Here is a 22852-nt window from a genome sequence, read left to right on the forward strand (position 1 = left end):
TTTGTTTTTAGTAAATTTTAATTGGTTTGCGACGGCCTTCCCTCAGCAAATAAGTTTTTGCGAAACGCGTTAATACCACTGATAAAGAATCCCCGTTTTTGCTGAATCCTTTTAAGGTAATTTCCTGGTCACCCCGTCTGGATAGCGCGAAAGTGTAGCCGTCATTCACATCCGTTTTGTTTTCCAGTATGATCTTGTTACTGTCTGCATCGGCCTGGTACCTGTAAAAGTGACGGCTACCATTACCCAGGTCTTCAAAATTTCGCTCCTTGCTGTCCTGATAAGTTATTTCGGGCCTTAAGCGGTCTATCTTAACTGGTTTATTGTCCTGGATGCTGATCGTGTTCCATTTTTCAAATACCACATTTTGCCAGCGGTCCGGATCGGTTAAAGAATAGGGGATGGTATCGTTATTTAAAATGAATTTCGATACATCATAGATCCCTTCTGTATTGGCTAAGCCCCTGTTTGCCGGATAAGGATATCTGGTGTTTTTCCAGGCTCCATAAGTAGCCAGGCCAAAGCCAAACAAGATCAGCAGAAAAGCCAGCTGCAGGTACTTCCTGGATTTTTTCAGGAGCGGGGTATAGCGGGGCACAAAATTATCCGCCAAACTACTGACCTCCAGAAAAAACAGGTTGAAGATCCTGGGTAGGTCATAGGAAAGGATAAATATCGCGATCAGCAATAAAAAGGAACTGTATACCTGGTTTCCTATACCGTAGGCAAAATTTACCAGCACAATATTCAGCAATAGTGCAATGGCCAGGCCGGCACCTATGGCTGTTGTCCGGTGGTAGATCAGCAGCAGCCCCGCCGCAATTTCCAGCAGGCCTAAAGAAACCACATAATAGGCAGAAGACACAGCCGTGCTCAGAAAATATATTTTCCAGGGCAGGAAATCGCCATAGGGTGTGTGCAGGTCGCTCAAGGTAGGCAGGGGTAGCTGAATAGGGAATAGTTTAACAATGCCAGTAGCAATAATGGCAAGTGCCAAACGGTAGCGCAACAATACCCGCAGCCAATAATACAGCTGCAGATAAGCCTTTTTAGCAGGCGATAACTTTTGCCAGATCAATGCCGCGATCAGGGCTATTACAAAGGCAATGAGCCAATTGTAATAGCCTGATAAATTGATGCCGGTAACAGGGTTTTCTGTAATAAAGGAAGTTTGAAAAGTTGCCAGCTGGTAGAAACTTTGAAAACTCCATATCCTGGCACCAATATGCTGAAAGCTGAGCGTATTAAAAGGGATGGAAAGGACAATAAAAAAGATAAATGACAGCCGGAATAAAAATATTTCGGGTTTTGTCCATGTGCTGTTTTCTTCTGGAGAACTCATGATCAGGTATTTTAGTTGGATGAATAACCCGGGTTTTGAATCAGATTTGGATCTATTAAGATCTGTGAATAAGGTATAGGTAACAGCAGTTTGTTGACATCCGTTATCGCCAGTGCATCTTTTGCCCTGTTTGTTCTGATCAGGTCATACCAGCGGTGGTTCTCCAGCGCAAATTCCAGTCTGTTTTCATCTTCAATGGCCAGCAATACCTCGGCTTTTGTGCCGCCTGTCAGTATACCCACATTTGATCTTTTCCTGATCTCATTCAGGTCATCGCGGGCATCGCCCAGGTTTTCCTGCTGCGCCCTTGCTTCGGCACGGATCAGGTACAACTCCGCCAACCTGATTAAAAATGCAGGATCCGTGCCGTTGGTACGGTAATACAGGTTTCCAAACCAGTTGTCTGTGCCATTGATAACCTGTTTCTCTACCAGGGCCTTCCGGTCTCCGCCAAGAGCCGGGTTGTTCAGCAATTCTGCCAGTTTATCCGTTGGCCTGATCCAACCCACGCCACCTTTGGACGAAGGCTGCCATTGGTAGGCCTGTGTATTGGTTACATTGATATTGTAGTAAAGTTCCAATACCGATTCTGTAGTACCAGCAGCATTATTGGCATAAAAAGAATTGTAGGGTTTTACCAGGGTATAACCGGCCTTATCTGCAATAATTTTACCGGCATAGCTTTCTGCCTGCGGCCAGTTGTTCTGATATAGGTAAAACCTGGCCTTTAGTGCCCAGACCGTTTTTTTGGTAGCCCTTATCCTGTTAGTGGTTTCCGGCAGCAGGTCTTCGGCAGCGTTCAGGTCTTTTAATACCTGTGCATAACTTTCTGCAACGGTATTCCTTGGTGTGGCCGGCCGGTCATTGGGTGAAGTGGTTGGGTTGAGGATCAGCTGTACACCACCCCAGGTTCTTGTCAGGTCGAAATAAGCCAAAGCTCTTATGAAATAGGCTTCGCCTATCAGTTGGTTTTTGACAGCCTCCGTAAATGTCGCAGTAGTACTGAGCTGGGGAACTTTGGCAATCACATTGTTTGCCCTGTTTATGGTATTGTAAATTGCTGTCCAGGAAGTAGCCAGCACAGCCAGGTCCGATTTTACATCATGGTTGGTTAACTGGTTATTTACAGTTTGCGAACCTGTGTAACGGATATTATCGCCCGAGAAGAAACCCAGGGTCTGAAAGGAATACCCGTAATACCCATCGGATTGCAACTGGTTGTATATCCCCCTGACTGCTGTTTTTGCAGAGTTTTCATCTACTATCGTGATTTCATCAGAAGTAGATTTTTTGGGTTCAACATCTAAAAATTTACCGCAGGATACCAAAAATAAGGATAGGGCGGCGAATGAGGTGACTAAAAATATGTTCTTTTTCATATGCTTGCTGATCTGTTTATAGTTTTACATTAAGCCCAAACTGAAATCCCCTGGGCTGAGGAGGGGTCCCAAAACCACCAAGTCCCTGTGCATTTGGGTTTGAAGTGATGCCTGATTCCGGATCTCCGGTGTATTTGGTCCATAGGAACAGGTTTGAGCCCACAAAGTATACCCTTACGCCAGAAAGGCCCAGTTTCGAAAACGTCGATTCTGGCAGGTTGTAACCTAAAGTGACTTGTTTCAATCTTAAGAAGGAGGCATCTTCCAGGTACCGGCTGCTCTGATCAATCGTGTAATTGCTGCCTACAGAGGTAAGGCGCGGGATAGCTGTGATGTCCCCTTTTTTCTGCCACCTGTTTAAAACATTGGTAACGACACTACCGGCAGATGCATTCCTTTCCTTGAAGTACCTTTGTAGGTTTAACGTATAATTGCCGTACTGAAAGCTGAAGGCAACACCCAGGTCAAAGTTCTTGTATTTGAAATTGTTGGTGAGGCCTCCATAAAACTTTGGATAGGCACTATGGATGATTTTCCGGTCTTCAGCCGTTACGTTTCCATTCGCATCCTGGCCTTCAAATACAGGCGCCCCGGTATCCGGATTTACATACAACTGATTGTAAAGCCAGAAGGAGTTCATGGAATAGCCCTCTTTTAAAATCACCCAATCCCTGGTATATTGTGTAATCTGGCTGGGCAGTTTTTCGATCTTATTTTTATTACCAGAGATGTTAAAATCGGTGTTCCAGGTAAAATGTTTTGTCCTGATATTGCTGGAGTTTATGGTCAGTTCATATCCCTTATTGCTGATCTCGCCTACATTGGCCCAGTATACGGAAAAACCTGTGGCTGAAGGGATGGGCTGCTGCAGCAACAAATCAGATGTATACTTGTTGTATAAATCTAAAGTTACGCTCAGCCTGTTGTTGAAAAAGGAAGCGTCCAGCCCTATATCTGTTTGTTTGGTCTTTTCCCAGCGTAAATCAGCATTTCCCAGTTGTTCCGGCCCGATACCAGGCAATGGAGAACCGATCACATCTGCGTAGCCACTGCCACCAGACCATAGCCCCCTGGCCGCGAAGTTGTCTATCCCAGATTGATTACCGGTTATCCCATAGGAAGCCCTTAATTTTAAATTGTCTTTTATTCTCCATCCCAGTGAAAATGCCGGGAAATATCCCCATTTGTTATTTTTTCCAAATTTTGAAGAGCCATCGGCCCGTAAGGTTGCTTCGGCAAAATACTTACTCTGGTAATTGTATCCCGCACGCCCGAAAAAGGAAGCCAGGTTATATCCCGTCCAGCCTTCAGATGCGCTGCGGACTGATGCCGAAGAGATCAGTTTGTAATTGTCGTTGGCAAAGCCGGTTCCAACTCCCGAATTTACAGCCAGGGTATTGCTTTGGAATGAATTTCCGGCAAGGAGTGTTAAGCTGTGGTCGTTAAATTGCTTCTGATAGGTTAAGGTTTGCTCGTTTATCCAGGTATTGTTTTGGGTAATGTCTGAATTGGCCTGACCACCAACCGCTTTGCCGATACTGGTATTGGTATTCCAGTAGGCCGCTTCGTTGTAATTGTTATAGTCCAGGCTAAAGCTGGTTTTAAATTTCAGGCCCTTGGCCAGCTCCGCTTCCCCAAAAATACTGCCCACATATCGTAAACTGCGTGTCCTGACGTCGTAATTTTCCATCAGGGTATAGGTATTGTCTACTCCGCTGGGCAGTCCGTCTTCCCCATATTTTGGGGTAAAAGTAGCTGTAGAGACAGCAGAGTTCCATAAACTTACCTGGGGTCCATCTCCGGTACGTGCCTGGTTCCGGTCACTTTTTGAAAAGCTGTTGGTTAATCCGATGCTTACTTTTTCTGAAAGCTTCTGGTCAAAATTGAATTTTAAACTGGCCCTTGAAAATTTGATCACATGGATCAGTGCTTCCTGGTCTGTATATCCACCGCCAATGTAATACCTGGATGCATTTGTGCCACCCTGTATGGCCAGGCTATAGTCTTGCACATAGCCTTTTCTCAGTAAGTCACCCAGCCTGTCAAAGGTCGGCTGTTCCTCAGGAAGCCCACGGCCACCTTGCGATACAGGACGAAAAGGCCTGTTCTGAAAGATCTGGTTTAAAGCGGGGTTGTCAATTCCTGAGTTGATCCACCATTCATTGGCCAGCAACGCTGCATCAGGCCCGGAAGTAAGACTGGGTACCGTGCTTTTATCTGCCTCCACCCAGCCATTTGATGCGCTGAAATTAACAGTAGATTTGTTGTTGTAGTTTCCTTTTTTTGTGGTGATCAGTACCACTCCATTGGCTCCTCTTGAACCATAAATCGCCGTTGCCGATGCATCCTTTAAAACTTCTATGGATTCGATATCGGCCGGATTGATATCCGCAAGCGGGGAGGTAACCCTTCCGCCGAGATTGGTGGCCTGTAAACTCGAATTGTTCAGAAATACCCCATCTACAATGTAAAGCGGATCGCTGCTGGAATTGATGGAGGTAGTTCCCCTTACCCTTAAGAATATACCTTCACCGGGAACACCTGAATTGGTGATGACCTGCACCCCAGAGGCTTTTCCCTGTAACTGTGCATCAAAGCTGGCCACAGGTTGCTGCACCACTTCCGAAGCTTTGATTTTGGCTACTGAGCCGGTAACGTCTCTTTTGTTCTGGGTACCATAGCCCACCACAACAATTTCATTCAATTGTTTCTGGTTCTGGTTCAGTTTAATGGTTACAGGTGTATTGGAAACTACAAGGCTGGCCTTCTCGTAACCCAGATAACTGATAATTAAAGTCACAGGGAGTTTTTGCCCGGTTACAAAACTGAATTTACCCTCCCGGTCTGTTTGAACGCTATGTGTTACGCCCTGCAGTTGTACCAAAGCGCCGGGCAAGGGGTCGTTGGTGCGGGAATCTATCACCTGTCCGCTAAGTGTGGCATTTACCAGCGGTTTGGTTGGGGTTTGCGCAATGGCAAACATCGGGAATATAAAGAAGAGCGAGGGAGCGATTGATCTTATTTTTTTTAACAAAGACAGGGGAATAAAAAAGCGCCTGGCCTTTTCAAAATTTTGCATATTTTTACATTAATGATTTGACAGATAAAACAGGGCCAACTCCAATTGATATCCTGTTTTTAGAATTGTTTATTAGGGGGATACATTGTATTCCCCTTTTATTATATTACTGCGTGTAACATCGCATCATCGGAACCCCCTTGTCATTAACTGGTGAAAAATCATGGCTGAAATAAAGTCTACTAAATTTGTCGACAATATTAGGGTATTTTATTTATTCTGCAAAATAAAAACTACCAAATTAGTATACTTTTTTTATTGCTATTATTTTTGGCTGGTAAAGCTTATGGATTTCCTGATACTCCCATCAAACAATTAACAGGAGGGGGCTGTTGTTAGCTTAATGGAAAAGCAGCTTTGGTGGCATAAAGGAATCATTTACCAGATCTATCCCAGATCTTTTCAGGATAGTAACGGAGACGGGGTTGGCGATCTCCAGGGTATCATCAACCGGCTTGATTATTTAAAGTGGCTGGGCATACAGGTGATATGGCTCTCGCCGATATATCCCTCACCAATGGCCGATTTTGGTTATGACATCTCCAATTACGAAGACATTCATCCTTTATTTGGCACTTTATCGGAATTTGACCAGCTCGTTTCAGAAATCCATAGACGCGGATTAAAGCTGATATTGGATCTCGTTCCCAATCATACTTCAGACCAGCATCCCTGGTTCCTGGAATCCCGTTCGTCAAGGACTAATCCCAAACGCGACTGGTACATCTGGGAAGACGCCCGACCGGACGGTTCCCTGCCCAACAACTGGCTGAGCGTTTTTGGCGGGAACGCCTGGGAATGGGACGAAAAGAGGGGGCAGTATTATTACCATGCCTTTTTAAAAGAACAGCCCGACTTAAACTGGCGGAACCCCGAAGTGCAGGAAGCCATGCTAAATGTAATGCGCTTTTGGTTAATGCGGGGAGTTGACGGGTTCCGGGTAGATGTCATGTGGTACATGATCAAGGATCAGCAGCTGCGGGATAATCCTATAAATCCCGATTATCAGCAGCACAGGCCTACCAGCGAACAGTTACTGGATGTTTATTCCACTGATCAGCCTGAGGTACATGAGCTGGCCAGAATGATGAGGAAGGTGATGGATGAATTTCATGAAAGGGTGATGATCGGGGAAATCTATTTACCAGTGGAAAAATTAATGAGCTATTATGGCGCTGATCTTGACGAAGCACATCTGCCATTTAATTTTATGCTGCTTTCCCTGCCCTGGGATGCGGAACAGATTGCGGCAGCCATTGATGCCTACGAATCCGCACTTCCGGAAGGAAGCTGGCCCAACTGGGTATTGGGTAACCACGACCGGCCGAGGCTTGCCAGCCGGATAGGCCGCGAGCAGACGGGTGTAGCGGCTATGCTGCTCCTGACGCTGCGCGGAACACCGACAATTTATTACGGAGAGGAGATTGGTATGCGGGATGTACCCATTCCTTTTGAAGAAATACAGGACCCCCAGGGACTAAACATGCCGGATAAAAACTTAAGCCGGGATCCTTGCCGCAGCCCAATGCAATGGAATGATAAAGAAAATGCGGGTTTTAGCGATATTGAGCCCTGGCTAAGACTTGATCATGCGTACCGGAGGAACAATGTAAAAGTGCAAAGAGCAGATCCGTATGCTATGCTCTCTTTTTACAAAAGACTGATCGCATACCGGCAAAAAGAGCCTTCCCTGCAAACCGGAAATTATCAGCTGGTAGCCGCAGACCGGCAAATACTGGCTTACATGAGGTATGCCGAAGGGGAAAAGGCTTTTTTGGTCGTACTCAATTTAAGCCATCAGCCCTGCTATTTTAAATCGCCGAATCGTTTAAGAGGTATAATTGAAATCGCAACTTCGCCGGAACTGGAGGGTACAAAAGTAACGGAGAACATTTGTATGGCAGGTGACGAAGGGATCATTGTAAAGCTTGAAGGCTGAATAAAACGGTGATTAGTATACGTTTAAATTATTTTTTTATTTATATATTCGTTTACGTACACTATATAATCATTACCATGACACATTTTAACATTTCCAGGAGAAGATTCCTCACAACAGGTTCTATCGCATTGTCAGGGCTAGCTACAGCTGGTATGCCGGCATTCGCTTTTGGCAGGTACGATCAGGAAGTCAGACTTGGTCTTATTGGCTGCGGCCAGAGGGGATCGGGTGTGGCGAGCATCATTAAAAAGCTTCCCGGAATGGATCTTATTGCTTATTGCGATCTTGTCGATGCCAATTTGAAGCCGATGAAACAGTATTCCAAAACGGCTGATCCGAAGTTTTACAAAAACTACCATGAACTGTTAAATGATAAAGCAATTGACGCAGTGTACATCGCTACACCCTTACACTTACACTATCAGATGGTAGTTGATGCCCTGAATGCAGGGAAACATGTGTACATAGAGAAGACCATGACTTACAACATTGAGCAGGCACTGGATCTGGTAAAGCGTATGAAAGACAGCAAACTGGTTTTGCAGGTAGGGCATCAGTACCGCTACTATGCGATGTACCATAAAATTAAGGAAATTATTGACGACAATTGGTTGGGTAAGGTTACCCATATTGAAAGTCAGTACAACCGAAATTCAGACTGGCGCAGGCCGGTAGCTGATCCGAAGATGGAGGAGCAGATCAACTGGAGAATGTATCGTAAATATTCGGGAGGGGTAATGGCTGAGCTGGCTGCACACCAGATCGATATCGTAAACTGGATGCTGGGCGGCCACCCTTTAAAAGTTGTGGGCCTGGGAGGAATTGATTTCTGGAAGGACGGCAGGGAGACAAACGATAATGTACGCGCTATTTATGAGTATAAAAACGGGGTAAAATCCAGTGTCACTTCTATTCTGAGCAATCAATACAACAGCTATTCTATGCGGATTTTAGGGTCGAAAGCTACCCTGGAAGTAAAGCGGGACAGTGCATTGCTCTATCGGGAGCCTGTTACTAAAGTTCTGGGTACTGTTGATGGGGTTACAGGGGCAACAATTGAATCTGTAAAACCCGGACAGGGCATCCCTTTGGTTTATCAGAATGCAGACAAAAATAATCCTGATCCTACAGCTTCTGCATTTATGTCTTTTGCCGATTGCATTAGAAACGGCAAGAAGCCCGGATCTAATGTGTTTACCGGCCGGGATGCTGCCATTGCTGTGCATATGGGAAATGCTGCTGCCGATACCGGTAATATGCAGTTGTGGAAGCCGGAGTATTCGGCGACAAAATTCACCTGATGAAAAATACGATACTGATTACCTGCTTTACCCTGTTTTTTCTCTCGTCAGCACTCGCTTTTACACAGCAGCCCGATCAAAATATGCACATCTATATTTTGATGGGCCAATCGAATATGGCAGGCAGGGGTGAAATTACCGAACCTTATAAAAAACAGGAACATCCCCGGGTAGTGATGCTGAATAAAGAGAAGGAATGGGTACTGGCTAAACACCCTTTGCATTTTGATAAGCCTAAAGCAGCTGGTGTTGGCCCGGGTTTGTCTTTCGGCATAAAAATGGCAGAGGCCTATCCAGGTGTTACCATTGGACTTGTTCCCTGTGCCGTAGGCGGAACCTCGATCCGAAAATGGGTTCCCGGCGGATATGACAAAGTTACTTTAAGCCATCCTTATGATGATGCAGTTTTAAGAATTAAGGAGGCGATGAAAAAGGGCGTGATAAAGGGTGTATTGTGGCTTCAGGGCGAAGGAGACAGCGGATCGATGGCTGCAATTTATCTCGATAAGCTGGATACCTTAATTGCAGAAATCCGTAAGGAAGTGACTGATTCCCAATTGCCGTTTGTGGTTGGAGAATTGGCGCGGTACAGAGAAAGCTACCTGAAACTAAATAAGGAGTTTACAAGGCTTTCCTCAAAAATACCCTATACCGCTGTGGTTTCTTCGGAAGGCTTATGGCATAAAGGAGACGGAACACACTTTGACAGCCCTTCAGCGTCCGCATATGGAAGGCGTTTTGCTGAAGGAATGCTGTTGCTGCAGCACAAGGGCGCAAAAATGGTTAAGCCTAAATCAGCAGGAAAGGTTAATCAGCTTACAGATCAGGAAAAGAAAAAGGGATGGGAATTGTTGTTTGATGGAAAAGATCCGGATATCAAATGGCGAAGCATAAATGAGGATACCTTCCCTAAAGAAGGCTGGGAGGTCCGGGACGGAATGCTTGTTTTGCTTCCAGGCCGTAAAGGCCGGGATATCATTACCCGGGAGCAGTTTTGCGATTTTGAATTGGTAATGGATTATAAACTGGCTGATTCTGCCAATACAGGAATAAAATATTTTGTTTCAGCATTAAAAAAGCTGAAAGGAGGGACTGAGCTTAATGGGCCTGAATTTCAGTTGATTGATGATTTTAAACATGAGACTATAAAAGACAATAAGAGCCCAGAAACCAGCACCGGATCACTGTATCTTTTATATGCCCCACAGCACAAGGCCTTAAATAAGCCCGGGAAATGGAACCAGGTCAGGATAGTGGCAACCGGGAAACATGTGGAACATTGGCTTAACGGGCAGAAGATATTAAGCTATGAACGTGGCTCAGAAGAATTGCGCAAACTTGTTGCCGGTACAAAATTTAAGGAATATCAAGATTATGGCGAAACGGGCATCGGTTATATCCTGCTGCAGGACCATGGAGATAAAGCATATTTTAGAAACATTAAGATCAGGCGAATAAAATAGGGAGCCAGGACCGGGCTGTTGCTACGCTACGGTGTTGAAGGTTACGTCTAAAACATTTACAACAAACAAATGTTTTTGAAGGAATCGCTATAGTTTTTAAAACGAAAACTATAGTGATAAACATTACGTAACTAAAATATGGTCTTAACTCAATCTTGTATTTGGTAATTCATGGCAGTCAATTATACCAGAGTATTAGCACGAAACGTATTGATTACTTTTTTGGCCTTTACGCTGGTTTTTGCTGTTGCCGCCCTTTTTCTGTACAATAATATCAGTAAAAAACTTATCGGTATTTCAGCTTTAGCCAGTAATATTGAACTTGAGCAAAAAAAGCCCGAACGGGTTGTATTGTTGTTACAGCAAGCAGAAAACGATTTTCAGCAATCTCTTTTAGATACAGGCAAGAAAAATAATTCAGCTTATAGTGTTAAGCTGTCAAAGGCTTTTGACGAAGTAGATGCTTTGATAAATGATAGTAACAACACGTATGTAGATGTTGAGCAGACTAATAAAATAAAACAATGGCGTCAAAAAAGGAAGGGACTTTCGGAAGAATTTTTCTTGCTGAAGCATGAATTCGATTCCCTGTTGTCCGTTTATGCTGATTATAGTCATGTATCCGGTGTTACGCTGACTGAGCCTGACCTGTCTTTACCGCTTGTCAAAATAGGTCAAATTGATACCGTTCAAAAGATTATCCCTGCAGAAAAAAGAAATTTTTTTAAAAGATTAAAAGAAGCGGTCTTAAACAAAAGCAGCTCCACCACTACTAAAGTTATTGAAATTCGTCCGAAGGATCTTCCAACCAACATTTTGTCTTCAAAAAAAACGGAAAACGTATACAAAGATGCCTACAGAAAAAGATTTCAACAGCTTAAGGAACAGAATGAAAAGGTATTAAACATGCAGGGGAAACTGATTTCACTTAATTCGTATATCAGCAGCGAACTTAAACGCATCAACAGCAGTGTTCAGGAAATTAATTTCAGTATGTCTGATGCGCTTAAGACCATGGCTTTTAAGAATTATCGTGAAACAACAGAATTGCTAAATAAGGTTCACCTGGCAGCTTTAGTCCTTGTGTTGGTATTTGCCACTTTGCTGATCATCTTCATCACTCAACTTAATAAATCAGAGCAGCATTTAAGAAAGGAAAACGAGCGGTCTGTTACCATGGCCCAACAAAAAATGGACTTACTCCACCAAATGAGCCATGAAATTCGTAACCCTTTAAATGCCATCAGGAGTTTTCTTTATGTATTTGGCAAAACCGGCCTTACAAAGCGACAGTCAGGGATGCTTGATTCTATAAAATTGTCGTCAGACATGTTGCTTCAGACGCTGGATGATACCCTTGACGCTGCTAAAATGGAAAATAGTCAGTTCCAGCTCAACAATGAACCCTTTAATCCTGATTTAACCCTGCGAAAAGTGATGGAAAGTATGGAGTATAGTGCTGCTAAAAAGAGATTGGGAATGGAATACTATTTCGAGGGGGATACTGAAACTATGGTTGAAGGTGACAGTTTCAGACTTAACCAGATATTGGTTAACCTGCTCAGCAATGCCATAAAATATACCAGCGAAGGAGAAATTGTGGTTACAGCCAGGCTGAACAGCGAAGACAATAGATTATATGTAGCCGTTGAGGATACCGGCACCGGGATCAGCGAGGACCAGCAGGCGGCGTTGTTCTCTAAGTATTATCAAACCAGTTCTGCTAAAGGGCAAACAGGTACCGGTTTAGGACTATTTATTTGTAAGCAGCTGGTTGAACTGCAGGGTGGGAAGATTGGTGTAAAAAGCTTGCCAGGCCAGGGGAGTATTTTTAACTTCTATATTCCTTACCGGAAAGCTGAACATAAACCTGCTGTTAAACAGTTAGCTGACAGCCAGTCGATATTGCTGTCGGGTCTCCGTATCCTTGCAGTAGACGATAGTGAGCTTAACCTTAGTTTTTTAAAGATGATGACAAGGGAATGGAATGTGAAGTTCCATGAAGCATCTAATGGCAAACAGGCCCTGGATATCCTTTCAAAAAATGAAATCAATATTGTGTTAACAGACATCCAAATGCCCGAAATGAATGGCTATGAATTGCTGTCAGCGATCAAAACTTTAGGTAAACCTTTTGATAAACTGCCAGTGATCGCCGTTAGCGGAACATCGGAGCCGGATAGTAGTGCACAACTAATTTTGAAGGGTTTTTCAGGCTTGGTTAATAAGCCCATTGATCGGGAAACTTTAAAGAAACAGCTAATTTGGGCGTTAAACAGGCAGTGATCATAGCTACGGAAAAAATAAAGTTTGTAAGTTTAAACGATTAAACATAACTTTAATTATTGTTACCAATCATATATATCATCAATCCATCCTGACCATTTAACGAAATAACCTCATAATATAAGAACTACAACCCTTGCGTAAACTGTAGATAGCTAATAGCTACAAAACTTTTGTTTAAACGATTAAACCATATAAATTTAAACCTTTTACTAACCAAATTATGAACACAATTACTAAAATTGCCCGGAGCTATTGGTCTTTATTGCTGGTATTCTCCATCTCGTTAATGTTTGCGTCCTGCCAGAAAGCATTGCTTGATGACAATAATCTCGCAGTACCGCCATCTGATAACGTTAATAATACTAATGATTTAATGATGCTGGCCCTGCCTGACCATCAATTTAAAGTGATGTCATTTAATGTCAGGCATGATGATCCTAGCGATCCTCAGACTCTTGCACAACGACAAGGAATGATTAAACAGATTATTGTAGACAACTCGCCTGATATTGTTGGTTTACAAGAGTTTTCCAATAGCCCTTTCAAAACCTGGTTTCTGGCAGAAATGACGGCATTGGGATATGGCCGCACATCTCTTGAAGATTTTGGCAGTCCTAAAGTCATCTTCTTTAAGAACAGCAGGTTTACGCTCATCAATGATGATATGGAAGAACTAGATCCGGGGGTGCAAGACAGGGCGCAGAATGTGTCATGGGCGATATTACAAGACATTGCTACTACAGCGCAATATTTTGTATGTAACACGCATTGGTCATCTATCAGCCAGGCGTTCCGTGCCCAGAATTCACAACACATGGAGACTATTATCCAGAGTAGCAATACAGGAAATCTGCCCGAAATTGTTTTTGGGGATTTCAATGCGGCCCCGGGTGCCTCAGAAATTGAAAGTTTAAAAACTAATCTCGGTTTAAAAGATGCTTTGGGAGATTATCAGGGTGATCCTACTTATCATAAATGGGGCCTTACTGGTACATCAAAAATTGACTGGCTGATGAGTGATGTTAAAATGGCCTATCACTCTCCCCAGGTAATTACTACAAGCTACAACGACAAGTGGCCATCAGACCACTGGCCAGTAATGGCCACGTTTATCCCGGCGATATTTGGCGAGCCAAACACAGATCCTAATGGAACCAGCCAAAGTGACAAGACTGTTTTTAATTTTGCAGATGTTAACGGGGATGGCAAGTGCGATAAAATATACTGGAATTATACTGCTGATAGCGGCAAGCCTGCAGTTTATCTTTCTAATGGTAATGGCACATTTACCTATGCTGCAAAGATAACAGGGGCCGCCTCAACACTGGCGGGTACCAGCTATAATTATGCCGATGTGGATGGTGATGGCAAAGCTGATGCGATTGTGTGGAATGCTACTCAGTTTTCCGGACGCACCCGTGTTTTCCTGGCCACATCTGCTGGCAATTTTAGCACCACAGCGGTAGAAAATCCAGAAAATTCAAGTGCAACAGCCACTACCATTTACAGGTTCGCAGACGTAAATGGCGACGGCAAAGTAGATAAAATCAGGTGGACCTCCAGTTTCGAATCCGGCAAAACCAGGATTAACCTGGCTACATCCGCTGGAAATTTTAATGGATCTACCGTTATTGATCCGGTTGGGCCAAGTACAACGGCTGGAACCAGTTTTTACTATGCAGATGTAAATAATGACAATAAAGCCGACAAAATGGTTTGGCATCCTTCATTGAATTCCGGAAAAGTAATGGTTTATCTTTCTAATGGAGATGGAACATTTACCGCTTCAAGCTCTTTTAGCAATTCCGGGGCAGTTGGACTGGCATCCACTACTCAATTCTATTTTGCCGATCTAAATGGCGACGGTCGCGCTGAGAAAATATATTGGAACCCTGCCAACTTTCTTGGCAAGTTGAAAGTTTATTACGCAACAACAGCAAATACTTTTGAAGGTACGCCAGTCTATACGCTTAGAGGAATTTCCGAAAGCACAGATACCAGATTCTACTTCTTCGATATCAATGGTGATGCCGGGGGCAAAGCAGACCAGATACGCTGGAATTATCTGCAGAACAGTGGCGAACTAAGAAACTATTTATCCAACTAAACAGCTTACAGTATGCTATAATAAAGCCCTTTTAGGGGCTTTATTTTTAAAGTACAACGAGTTCCGGATATTTTCATTGAACTGGCAGGCTTATTGACATTACATGTCTTAAAATGCTCGTATGCAACTTAAGATGATAGTGAGATTGTGCCTGTTCAACCTGCTGATGTGTTGCTGGGCTTTTTCTTTTGGACAAAATGCTGGTGATGCGATCATTCAGACCAAAAAGGGTCAGGATACGACCAGGCAAACAGACCTGATCGATATCGGAAAAGCACTATTTCGCATCCGCCCTGGGAAGATCAGGGAGGAAAAAGACAAGAAGCTTTATTTTTCCATTCTTCCAATTGGGGGTACAGTACCCGGCGGTACCGGAAATGCGCTCATCACCAGCACTTCAGCTGCGATGTACCTTGGTCCGAAAAGGACAACAAACCTTTCAACAGCCACCTTTACACCTTACTGGAATCTCGGAAGCCGTTTTGGATTGCCAGTCAGGACCAACATCTGGCTTCCTGACAACACCTGGCTGATCCAGGGGGACACCCGGTTTCTGGTCTATCCCCAGTTCACCTGGGGGCTTGGCGAATCCAAAGGGGACAAGGAGCAGGCACTTGTAAATTATAAATATATCAGGTTCTATCAGAGTGCCCTGAAAAGGATCAAACCTTATTTGTACGCCGGTCTTGGTTACAACCTGGATTACCGCTTTAACATCAATACCGAGGATCCCTCCCCAGAGCTGGAGCAGTATTCCGGCTATCACTACGGCACCGGCAAAAACTCCTTCTCCTCGGGAATTAGCTTGAATCTGGTTTATGATAGCAGGAGCAATTCCATAAACCCTATGCCGGGAATGTATGGAAATTTAGTTTACCGGGTGAATCCAACGTTCTTAGGCAGTGACAACAACTGGAGCTCCATTTACCTGGATGTGCGTAAATACATTTCGATGAATCCTGGAAAACCCCACCAGCAGAATACACTGGCGCTATGGTCATACTTCTGGACGGTGCTGAATGATAAAACGCCTTACCTGGATCTGCCAAGCACCGGATGGGACCCTTATAACAGATCAGCCAGGGGTATAGATCAGAACAGATACCGTGGAAGGACACTGTTTTACCTGGAGAGTGAATACCGCAGAGACCTTACTGCCAATGGATTGCTGGGCTTTGTTGTGTTTGCAAACATGAATACAGTCAGCGGTTCTGGCTCATTGTTTACCTCCTGGAAACCTGCAGCGGGAACTGGTCTGCGCATTAAGTTTAACAAGGCCTCCAATACCAATATCGGTATTGATTATGGCCTGAGTAAAGGATACAGTGCAGTGCTGTTCAATCTTGGAGAAGCATTTTAAAATGATCACCTGATTATCTATGAGCTTTGTTGGTAAGGATAACATAAGTAATCATATTTAGCTACATTTGAAAAACAGAAATTATTTGTTCAAATTCCATCTAAATGAACGCTGAAATACAAACACTCCACAATGTCTGGTCTGCTAACAGATCAATAAATGTAACAGACGGTCACCAGATCTCTTTTAATGAATTAACTAATTCCATTGTAAGTACCGGCCCGTTTTCTTTTTTCATTATCGATTTCTATGATATGTCTATTTCCCATGTCAGTGACTCAGTTTATGAAATTCATGACCTGAATCCTGGTAGCATCACAATTAATGACATATTGGGTTTGCTCCATCCGGACGATATTAACTTTGTTATAAAAGCAGAAGAATTTTTAACCACGTTCTTTGTAAACAAGGTTGGCAGAGATAAGTTAATGAGCTATAAGATTAGTTACAATTATAGAGTCAGGTTAAAAAACGGGAGTTATGTTTTATTTAACCATCAGGCGCTGATGCTTACTTTAGATGAAACTGGGGGGTATGGGAAGTCGTTAATTATTAACACCCGGATTGACCATCTTGGTCATACACCCAACTATAAGGTTTCGCTTATCGGTTTACATGGCGAACCCTCATTTATGAATTTAAGTATTGACGAAAATACGGAAGTGCCCATTTCATTTTCGAAAAGGGAGATCGATATCATTAAAAATATTGCAGAAGGTCTGAACAGTGGAGAGATAGCTAATAAACTATTTATCGCTGAATCAACAGTGAAACAGCACCGGAAAAATATTTTAACCAAGGCAGAATGCAAAAACACTGCACAATTGGTTAAAACCTGTATTCTGCAGGGCTTAATTTAATCAACCCCATTTTTTTTACTATAAAATCGATGCCTTGGTAGCCTCGACATTCTCCTTGCATTTGCCAATGCGTGGTTCGGTTCCGGTATTTCACCTACTCGGGTTTTGCAGTTTATCGCAAGTGGAGTAATGGGCGAAAAAGCGTTTCAGTATTCTTACGGCATTACTCTGCTTGGTTTGCCAGCGAGGTGTTGAACATCCAGGTTGATAAGCATATATTATGTTACATCCCAAACACGATTCCCATCATCTGCATGCCTACAGTCATCTTGTCTTTTCCAAAGTCGTGGATTTTTGCCGTTTTCTGAATCTGCATTTCTTCAGTTGTTACTACCCTGTTTTCAACTTTTGTAAATTCATACAGGAATTTAAGTGGGCTATCTTTTTGATACTGGATCATAATTTTCATGATACCGGCGTCTTCTTTGATGTACAGCGGGTGAAGAAAGTTTACCGACTTGGGCATCTCAGTCGAGGTCCAGACTTCAAGCTTGTAAACGGATGCGGCCGGAATGACGCCCGGGGTATTATTTGCCGGAGCAGGCTTTTTTAAAGTGTATATGCATTTGCTACAGTTATATCCTGCTACGGTACTGGTTTCCCCAGTCTCTTTGATATTGTAGTCTGCTGTCTTAAGTTCGTTCTGCGCCATTTCCTTAAAGCTGTCGCCTGTATAGGCGATGGTCATGGCTTTGCTGCTGTTTTGGGATTTGACGTACATCATACCTTCTTTCTTTGCGTCGTTTACCGTATTTTCGCCATGGAAAGTTAGGGCGTCAAACTTGGCAGTGGCCTGATCCCCTTTGATATAGATCACCGATTTCAGCGGGAGCATCAATATCGCCAGGTTCATCATTCCTGCTTTCTTATTTTGGGCTTCCAGTTCAGCGCGATCTTTTACCGAAAGTTTCTCCGAGAGTTTTTTGATCTGCGCGGATACGTTACCCTTAGTCGGGTCTACCTGTTGGAGCAGTTCTCCCAAAGCTGAGCCGGGTGTAGTGATTTTCAAGTCGATTTTACCTTCGGTAAAAGGAACTTTTGCCGCTTCAGTTTCATCTGCCTGCGCCTTGCGCGCGACATTTTCTTTTTCTGCCAACGGGTTATTGCGTCCGGAGTGATTTTGGTTACAGGCTGTCTGGCTGAGCAGCAGAATGGATGCTGCCAGCAGGGTTTCTTTAAATTTCATAACAATTCGTTTGTTATTTTTTTACCAGTTCTACTCTTCGGTTCTTTGCCATGTTTGCTTCACTGTCGTTTGCAACTAACGGACGCTCTGCGCCAAATCCTGCGGCGGTAAGTCTGCTTGCGGGAATGCCATTACTGGTTAAGAATTTTAGGATGGTATTCGCCCTGTCTGCGGAAAGCTTTTTGTTGTGATCGGCCGATCCGGTATTGTCTGTATGTCCTTCAATCGAGATTTTTAGCACCGTGTTGTTTTTCATTAGAGTCAGGATTTCATCGACAACTTTTTGTCCTTCCGGTTGGAGGGTAGACTTGTCTGTGTCGAAGTTGATGTTCAGGATGGTTTTGCCGTTGGCGTCTATGTCTTTTTTCATCTGGACAGCAGTCGGCGCTTTGATAGTCTGCTCAAAAGCAGCAAGTTCTACTACACCTATCTCGCCAGTGGCGGAGTTTGAATAGACCTGGAACATGATTTTGCCTTTCGGATGGTTAAGGGCATACATCCGGACAGGCTCATTATAGGGATCACCAACAATGTGGTGATGGATCGTCATGTCATCATCCTTATTTAAAAATTTTTCCTGCTCATCAGTAAGTTTTAACGTTCCTATTAACTTTGCGCCGATGCTGCTCAGGTATTTGTCCACACTGCTATCAAACTTGTACTGGTTCCAGTCCGTTTCCTCACCCTTCATCTGGAATTTCAGTTCTGCAACTTTACCTTCTGCGTTGTAAAAGGACTGGCCATTGAATATGATCAGCTTATTAAAATCTTTGAAATGTGAGTATCCTGTTTTTGATTCGCTGGATCCATCTTTTTCCTGTACGTAAAAGCCGTCAGGAGCGGTGAGGTATGGAAATGCCCCGATTGTCGCAGTCGATTGGGGAACAGTATTCCAGTCAAAATCTTTAAATGTTTCGGTGCTGGTAGCTGGTTGATCTGGAGTAACTGCAGTTGTGGTGGCAGTCGTGTCGGTGGTAGTTTCCTGTTTTTGATCACCAGATCCACAGCTGGATATTGAAGCAGTAAGGGTGAGTGCGAAAAATAAATTTGCAAGGGCAGTGTTTGTTTTCATAGTGGTTTTTGTTCCTAAGTAACAAAAACTAAACCATAAAATGCTGACTAGGTTGTTGGTTTCGAACGATCGCCGCTATGGCGAGCTGCGGACGACCCGGTCGCTATTGATTCGATTTAATCCGCCCATGGAGAATGCAGGATAGCATCGCAAAAATTCTTTCTGTGAAAATCAGGCGCCATACATGCGCATATATCTGCATTCATATTACCAAAGGTAGTATCAGGCTTATGCTTAATCCCCTCATAAAAAGTAGGAATAATCGTATCCCATCTTGCCTTAGGTAATACTGATGAATACATCCCTTTACAATGAAGAACTTCTCTTGCAGTAAATTAAGTTAGGTATTCCTTAGAAAATGGCCGCGATGGCTTTGTGCAGCAGGCTGCTGAGCAGTTCGTTAGGGTTCGGAATGCTTTCTGTAAAACAAATTGAGGCCGGGAATGTTATTCTTGTTCAAAAATACCGACTTATGAAAACGACAACAATTTTAAATGAACTGACTGAAATTAACAATGACCGTGCGGATGGATTCCAAAAAGCACTGGCCGATATTAAAGATGAAAATATCGATTTGAAAGGAATCTTCCAGGAGTACAGTACCCAGAGCCGCAAATTCAGCCAGGAGCTGGTTGCTTTGGTAGCTGGTCTTGGGGGCGAAGCGGAAACTGGTAACAGCGTAGCAGGTACTTTGCACCGTGCCTGGATTGATGTGAAATCCCTGTTTGGCGGCGATGACCGTGAGAGCATCCTGAATGAAGCAGAACGTGGTGAAGATGCGGCCAAAGCGGCTTATAAACTTGCGCTGGAAAGAGGTGAATTAAGTGGTGAGGCTTTGTCTACCGTGAGCCGTCAGGCAGAAGACATCAAAGCTGCCCATGATGCGATTAAGGCGTTGCGAGATGCCGCCAGAATCATCAACTAAGACAATTTCATTTGATCATAGGAGCCGCATCGTTGATTCGGCTTTTTTTGTTTCTCCTTGTGGTTGTTTCAATCCTCCTTTAGCCCTCCATTCTGTGAGTAGCTGGAGCAACTCTTTTAACCCTCTTAAATAGTGGCTCTATGCCCCAACTTTTATCAAAATATCCAGATCATTAAAGCAAAATGACAGTATGGAGATTTTGAGATCTTTCTGAAGTATGTGTATCTTTATAACCTACCCTATAAACTACCATATCCATTGAAGAACCTAACTCTGCTTATACTTTTACTACTAGGCCAGCTATTTGGTCTGTCTGCTACTTTATTTGCCCAGGAACCGGGACTTGATACCGTAAAAACCGGTATTTACATCACGAGTATTCATGACATAGATTTTAGGGAAAAGGAATATACCATTGACTTCTGGCTCTGGCTTAAATATAAAAACAAGGAATTTAATTTTGTAGAAAATCTGGAGATTCCCCAGGCAAAAAGTGTAAATAAATCCTTTTCGACGTTAGATTCATCTGGCACTGAAGTATATCTTTTAATGAAGATTCAATGTGTAATGAAGGACTCCTGGGCAATTGATAATTTTCCATTTGACCATCAAACGCTGAGATTGTCGATTGAAAACTCCCAGTTTGATTCCCAATCCTTAATATTTCAACCAGATACACTGGGAAAGCAATTCGACCCCAGGTTTACCTTAAGAGGTTGGGAAATCGACAGTTTAAAAGTTTCCAATGGCATAAAATTATACGAGACAGCTTTTGGAGACACTTCAATCGCTAAACCCCATACAGAGTACAGTAATTTTAAGGTAAGAGTCGGCATCAGCCGTGATGCCATGGGCATATTCTGGAAAATGTTTCTAGGCATGTATGTAGCCTTCCTAATTGCATTTATGTGTTTTTACATACATTCAGACAGTATTGATTCACGTTTCGGATTGAGTGTAGGGTCACTATTCGCCGTTATCGGTAACAAATATATTGTGGATGCATCGCTTCCTGAAACTACCACTTTTACTTTAGTGGACACCCTTCACGGCATAACATTGATTTTCATATTGACTGTAATCATCTCAACGGCATATTCTTTACGGCTCATCAAGCGAGACAAATTGGTTGCTTCCAATAGATTTGATAAGGTGACTTCTCTATCATTGCTGACTGCCTATATCCTATTAAACGCGTTCTTTATTTTTCAGGCTATTTACGATTAGTCTTGAACCGATGAGCTAAACGAATGTTTTAAATAAGGTTTTCATACTACCGCCTTTTGTGAATGGCTCATTTTTCACTGAACATTTATTGATTTTTCGTACTTTATGCCTGTTGAGGTAAATACATCATTAAAGGCCTTTAAAATAAGACATGGATAAGAATTTTAGCAGAAGGCAATTCGTTACCGCAGCGGCAGCTGCTGGTTCGCTGGCTGCATTTGGTACTATAAGCCCTGCATCAGCAAACCCATCTGCTGGAGAGCTTGTTGTATCTGCCGAACGTAAACAAACCTGGAAAAAGGTAGGGAGTACTATTTACGGAGCTAAAGCCGATGATAGTGGCCCTATCGGAGGTGGCCAGGGATACAAACGAATAGTTACAAAAGGTGATTTTGTTGCTGAAGATGTAGAAACACTTATCGAGGCTTTGGGCAAGGCCAAACCTGGGCAAGTAGTGTTTATTCCGGGCAATGCCGTTATTGATATGACCACGTTCATCTATATTCATAAGACCACCTTAAATGTTTCCGAGGGTGTTACCCTGGCGAGCGACCGTGGTTACAATGGCTCTCCGGGTGCTCAGATAACGAGTGACAGTCTCGAGACTCCCTTGATCATACAAATAATGGGACCAAATGTAAGGGTAACCGGCATACGCTTGCAAGGACCTAACCCGAAACGATATTTAGATCATCATAAACGCGCCTTTGGGAAAGGGGGACCTGGTCATACTTACTACTACCAATTCCCAATTTCCACCGGGATCAACGTTAAATTCCCAAAAGCGGAAATAGACAATTGTGAGATATCCGCATTTTCACACGCAGGTGTAAATCTGTCTGACGGGAACGGACATCAGGTTCACCATAACTATATTCACAAGTGCCAGTACAGCGGCCTGGGCTATGGTGTAGCTCTCGATAACGCTGACGCCATGATCGAATATAACCTCTTCAATGAAAACCGTCATTCTATAGCCGGAACAGGAAGGACCGGATGCAGTTACACCGCGCGTCATAATGTCCATGGGGATATCTCATTAAGCCACTGTTTTGATATGCACGGCGGCCGAGATCGCAAAGACAATACAAACATTGCCGGCACGCTGATTGAAATCTATAACAATACCTTCTACGCCCCGCAAACAGCAGTTGTTATACGTGGTGTGCCACAGGAAAAATGTAACGTCCGTCAGAATTGGCTGACCACTCATCAGGATGCTAAAGCAGGCGTGAGAGCCGAAGAGAAAACATTTGTAACCGACAACTTGTACGGGGAAAATCCGTCCGGGCCGGCTTAGATAAAAATTATCGATTTCTA

15 protein-coding genes are annotated in these 22852 nt (G+C 43.4%); 10 read left to right on the forward strand and 5 right to left on the reverse strand.

Going from position 1 to position 22852, the window contains the following annotated elements; genetic code table 11:
- Positions 1–7: 7 nt before the first annotated feature.
- Genes R2Q85_RS19775 through R2Q85_RS19785 form a run of 3 tightly spaced genes read right to left on the reverse strand, consistent with a single transcriptional unit; the run spans position 8 to position 5800 of the window.
- Positions 8–1342, reverse strand: coding sequence for a beta-carotene 15,15'-monooxygenase (locus R2Q85_RS19775; RefSeq protein WP_316813523.1), 1335 nt, complete (start codon positions 1340–1342; stop codon positions 8–10).
- A gap of 11 nt (positions 1343–1353) precedes the next feature.
- Positions 1354–2721 (reverse strand): RagB/SusD family nutrient uptake outer membrane protein, encoded by a 1368-nt coding sequence (locus R2Q85_RS19780; RefSeq protein ID WP_316813524.1) that lies wholly within the window; start codon positions 2719–2721, stop codon positions 1354–1356.
- 16 nt (positions 2722–2737) lie between these two features.
- Positions 2738–5800 carry a TonB-dependent receptor gene (locus R2Q85_RS19785; protein ID WP_316813525.1) on the reverse strand — a complete coding sequence of 1021 codons (3063 nt, stop codon included), beginning with the start codon at positions 5798–5800 and terminating at the stop codon, positions 2738–2740.
- 343 nt (positions 5801–6143) lie between these two features.
- Here R2Q85_RS19785 and R2Q85_RS19790 point away from each other — a divergent pair, with 343 nt between their 5' ends.
- From R2Q85_RS19790 to R2Q85_RS19820, 7 genes are all read left to right on the forward strand, one after another.
- The gene (locus tag R2Q85_RS19790) at positions 6144–7739 is read left to right on the forward strand and encodes an alpha-amylase family glycosyl hydrolase (protein WP_316813526.1); all 1596 of its coding nucleotides are present in this window, start codon (positions 6144–6146) and stop codon (positions 7737–7739) included.
- A 77-nt stretch (positions 7740–7816) separates the two neighbouring features.
- The gene (locus R2Q85_RS19795) at positions 7817–9043 is read left to right on the forward strand and encodes a Gfo/Idh/MocA family oxidoreductase (protein ID WP_316813527.1); all 1227 of its coding nucleotides are present in this window, start codon (positions 7817–7819) and stop codon (positions 9041–9043) included.
- Entirely contained in the window at positions 9043–10506 is a 1464-nt protein-coding gene (locus R2Q85_RS19800) for a sialate O-acetylesterase (protein WP_316813528.1), read from the forward strand. The genes R2Q85_RS19795 and R2Q85_RS19800 overlap by 1 nt, the downstream gene beginning before the upstream one ends.
- 171 nt (positions 10507–10677) lie before the next feature.
- Complete coding sequence (locus tag R2Q85_RS19805) at positions 10678–12792, forward strand: hybrid sensor histidine kinase/response regulator (RefSeq protein WP_316813529.1); 2115 nt, start codon at positions 10678–10680, stop codon at positions 12790–12792.
- A 223-nt stretch (positions 12793–13015) separates the two neighbouring features.
- Positions 13016–14902, forward strand: a complete 1887-nt coding sequence (locus R2Q85_RS19810) for an FG-GAP-like repeat-containing protein (RefSeq protein WP_316813530.1) — start codon at positions 13016–13018, stop codon at positions 14900–14902.
- Positions 14903–15023: 121 nt separating this feature from the next.
- Entirely contained in the window at positions 15024–16262 is a 1239-nt protein-coding gene (locus R2Q85_RS19815) for a BamA/TamA family outer membrane protein (RefSeq protein WP_316813531.1), read from the forward strand.
- 104 nt (positions 16263–16366) lie between these two features.
- Positions 16367–17122, forward strand: a complete 756-nt coding sequence (locus R2Q85_RS19820) for a LuxR C-terminal-related transcriptional regulator (protein ID WP_316813532.1) — start codon at positions 16367–16369, stop codon at positions 17120–17122.
- 223 nt (positions 17123–17345) lie between these two features.
- Here R2Q85_RS19820 and R2Q85_RS19825 read toward each other — a convergent pair whose 3' ends face one another.
- The gene (locus tag R2Q85_RS19825; RefSeq protein WP_316813533.1) at positions 17346–18308 is read right to left on the reverse strand and encodes a hypothetical protein; all 963 of its coding nucleotides are present in this window, start codon (positions 18306–18308) and stop codon (positions 17346–17348) included.
- 13 nt (positions 18309–18321) lie between these two features.
- Complete coding sequence (locus R2Q85_RS19830) at positions 18322–19380, reverse strand: OmpA family protein (protein ID WP_316813534.1); 1059 nt, start codon at positions 19378–19380, stop codon at positions 18322–18324.
- Positions 19381–19852: 472 nt separating this feature from the next.
- Between R2Q85_RS19830 and R2Q85_RS19835 the strand changes: the two genes are divergently transcribed.
- The 3 genes from R2Q85_RS19835 to R2Q85_RS19845 all read left to right on the forward strand — a co-directional run bounded on the left by R2Q85_RS19835 (position 19853) and on the right by R2Q85_RS19845 (position 22832).
- Entirely contained in the window at positions 19853–20305 is a 453-nt protein-coding gene (locus R2Q85_RS19835) for a PA2169 family four-helix-bundle protein (RefSeq protein WP_316813535.1), read from the forward strand.
- Positions 20306–20563: 258 nt separating this feature from the next.
- The gene (locus R2Q85_RS19840) at positions 20564–21532 is read left to right on the forward strand and encodes a hypothetical protein (RefSeq protein WP_316813536.1); all 969 of its coding nucleotides are present in this window, start codon (positions 20564–20566) and stop codon (positions 21530–21532) included.
- Positions 21533–21683: 151 nt separating this feature from the next.
- On the forward strand, positions 21684–22832 hold the full coding sequence (locus R2Q85_RS19845) for a right-handed parallel beta-helix repeat-containing protein (protein WP_316813537.1): 1149 nt from the start codon (positions 21684–21686) through the stop codon (positions 22830–22832).
- Positions 22833–22852 lie beyond the last annotated feature (20 nt).

Source organism: Pedobacter heparinus, from assembly GCF_032678725.1.
Classification (GTDB): Bacteria; Bacteroidota; Bacteroidia; order Sphingobacteriales; family Sphingobacteriaceae; genus Pedobacter; species Pedobacter heparinus_A.

Coding starts and splice junctions, on each gene's coding strand:
- R2Q85_RS19845 (WP_316813537.1), top strand. CDS start 21,684: ATGGATAAGAATTTTAGCAGAAGGCAATTCGTTACCGCAGCGGCAGCT.
- R2Q85_RS19795 (WP_316813527.1), top strand. CDS start 7,817: ATGACACATTTTAACATTTCCAGGAGAAGATTCCTCACAACAGGTTCT.
- R2Q85_RS19800 (WP_316813528.1), top strand. CDS start 9,043: ATGAAAAATACGATACTGATTACCTGCTTTACCCTGTTTTTTCTCTCG.
- R2Q85_RS19820 (WP_316813532.1), top strand. CDS start 16,367: ATGAACGCTGAAATACAAACACTCCACAATGTCTGGTCTGCTAACAGA.
- R2Q85_RS19810 (WP_316813530.1), top strand. CDS start 13,016: ATGAACACAATTACTAAAATTGCCCGGAGCTATTGGTCTTTATTGCTG.
- R2Q85_RS19825 (WP_316813533.1), bottom strand. CDS start 18,308: ATGAAATTTAAAGAAACCCTGCTGGCAGCATCCATTCTGCTGCTCAGC.
- R2Q85_RS19805 (WP_316813529.1), top strand. CDS start 10,678: ATGGCAGTCAATTATACCAGAGTATTAGCACGAAACGTATTGATTACT.
- R2Q85_RS19785 (WP_316813525.1), bottom strand. CDS start 5,800: ATGCAAAATTTTGAAAAGGCCAGGCGCTTTTTTATTCCCCTGTCTTTG.
- R2Q85_RS19775 (WP_316813523.1), bottom strand. CDS start 1,342: ATGAGTTCTCCAGAAGAAAACAGCACATGGACAAAACCCGAAATATTT.
- R2Q85_RS19815 (WP_316813531.1), top strand. CDS start 15,024: ATGCAACTTAAGATGATAGTGAGATTGTGCCTGTTCAACCTGCTGATG.
- R2Q85_RS19830 (WP_316813534.1), bottom strand. CDS start 19,380: ATGAAAACAAACACTGCCCTTGCAAATTTATTTTTCGCACTCACCCTT.
- R2Q85_RS19780 (WP_316813524.1), bottom strand. CDS start 2,721: ATGAAAAAGAACATATTTTTAGTCACCTCATTCGCCGCCCTATCCTTA.
- R2Q85_RS19790 (WP_316813526.1), top strand. CDS start 6,144: ATGGAAAAGCAGCTTTGGTGGCATAAAGGAATCATTTACCAGATCTAT.
- R2Q85_RS19835 (WP_316813535.1), top strand. CDS start 19,853: ATGAAAACGACAACAATTTTAAATGAACTGACTGAAATTAACAATGAC.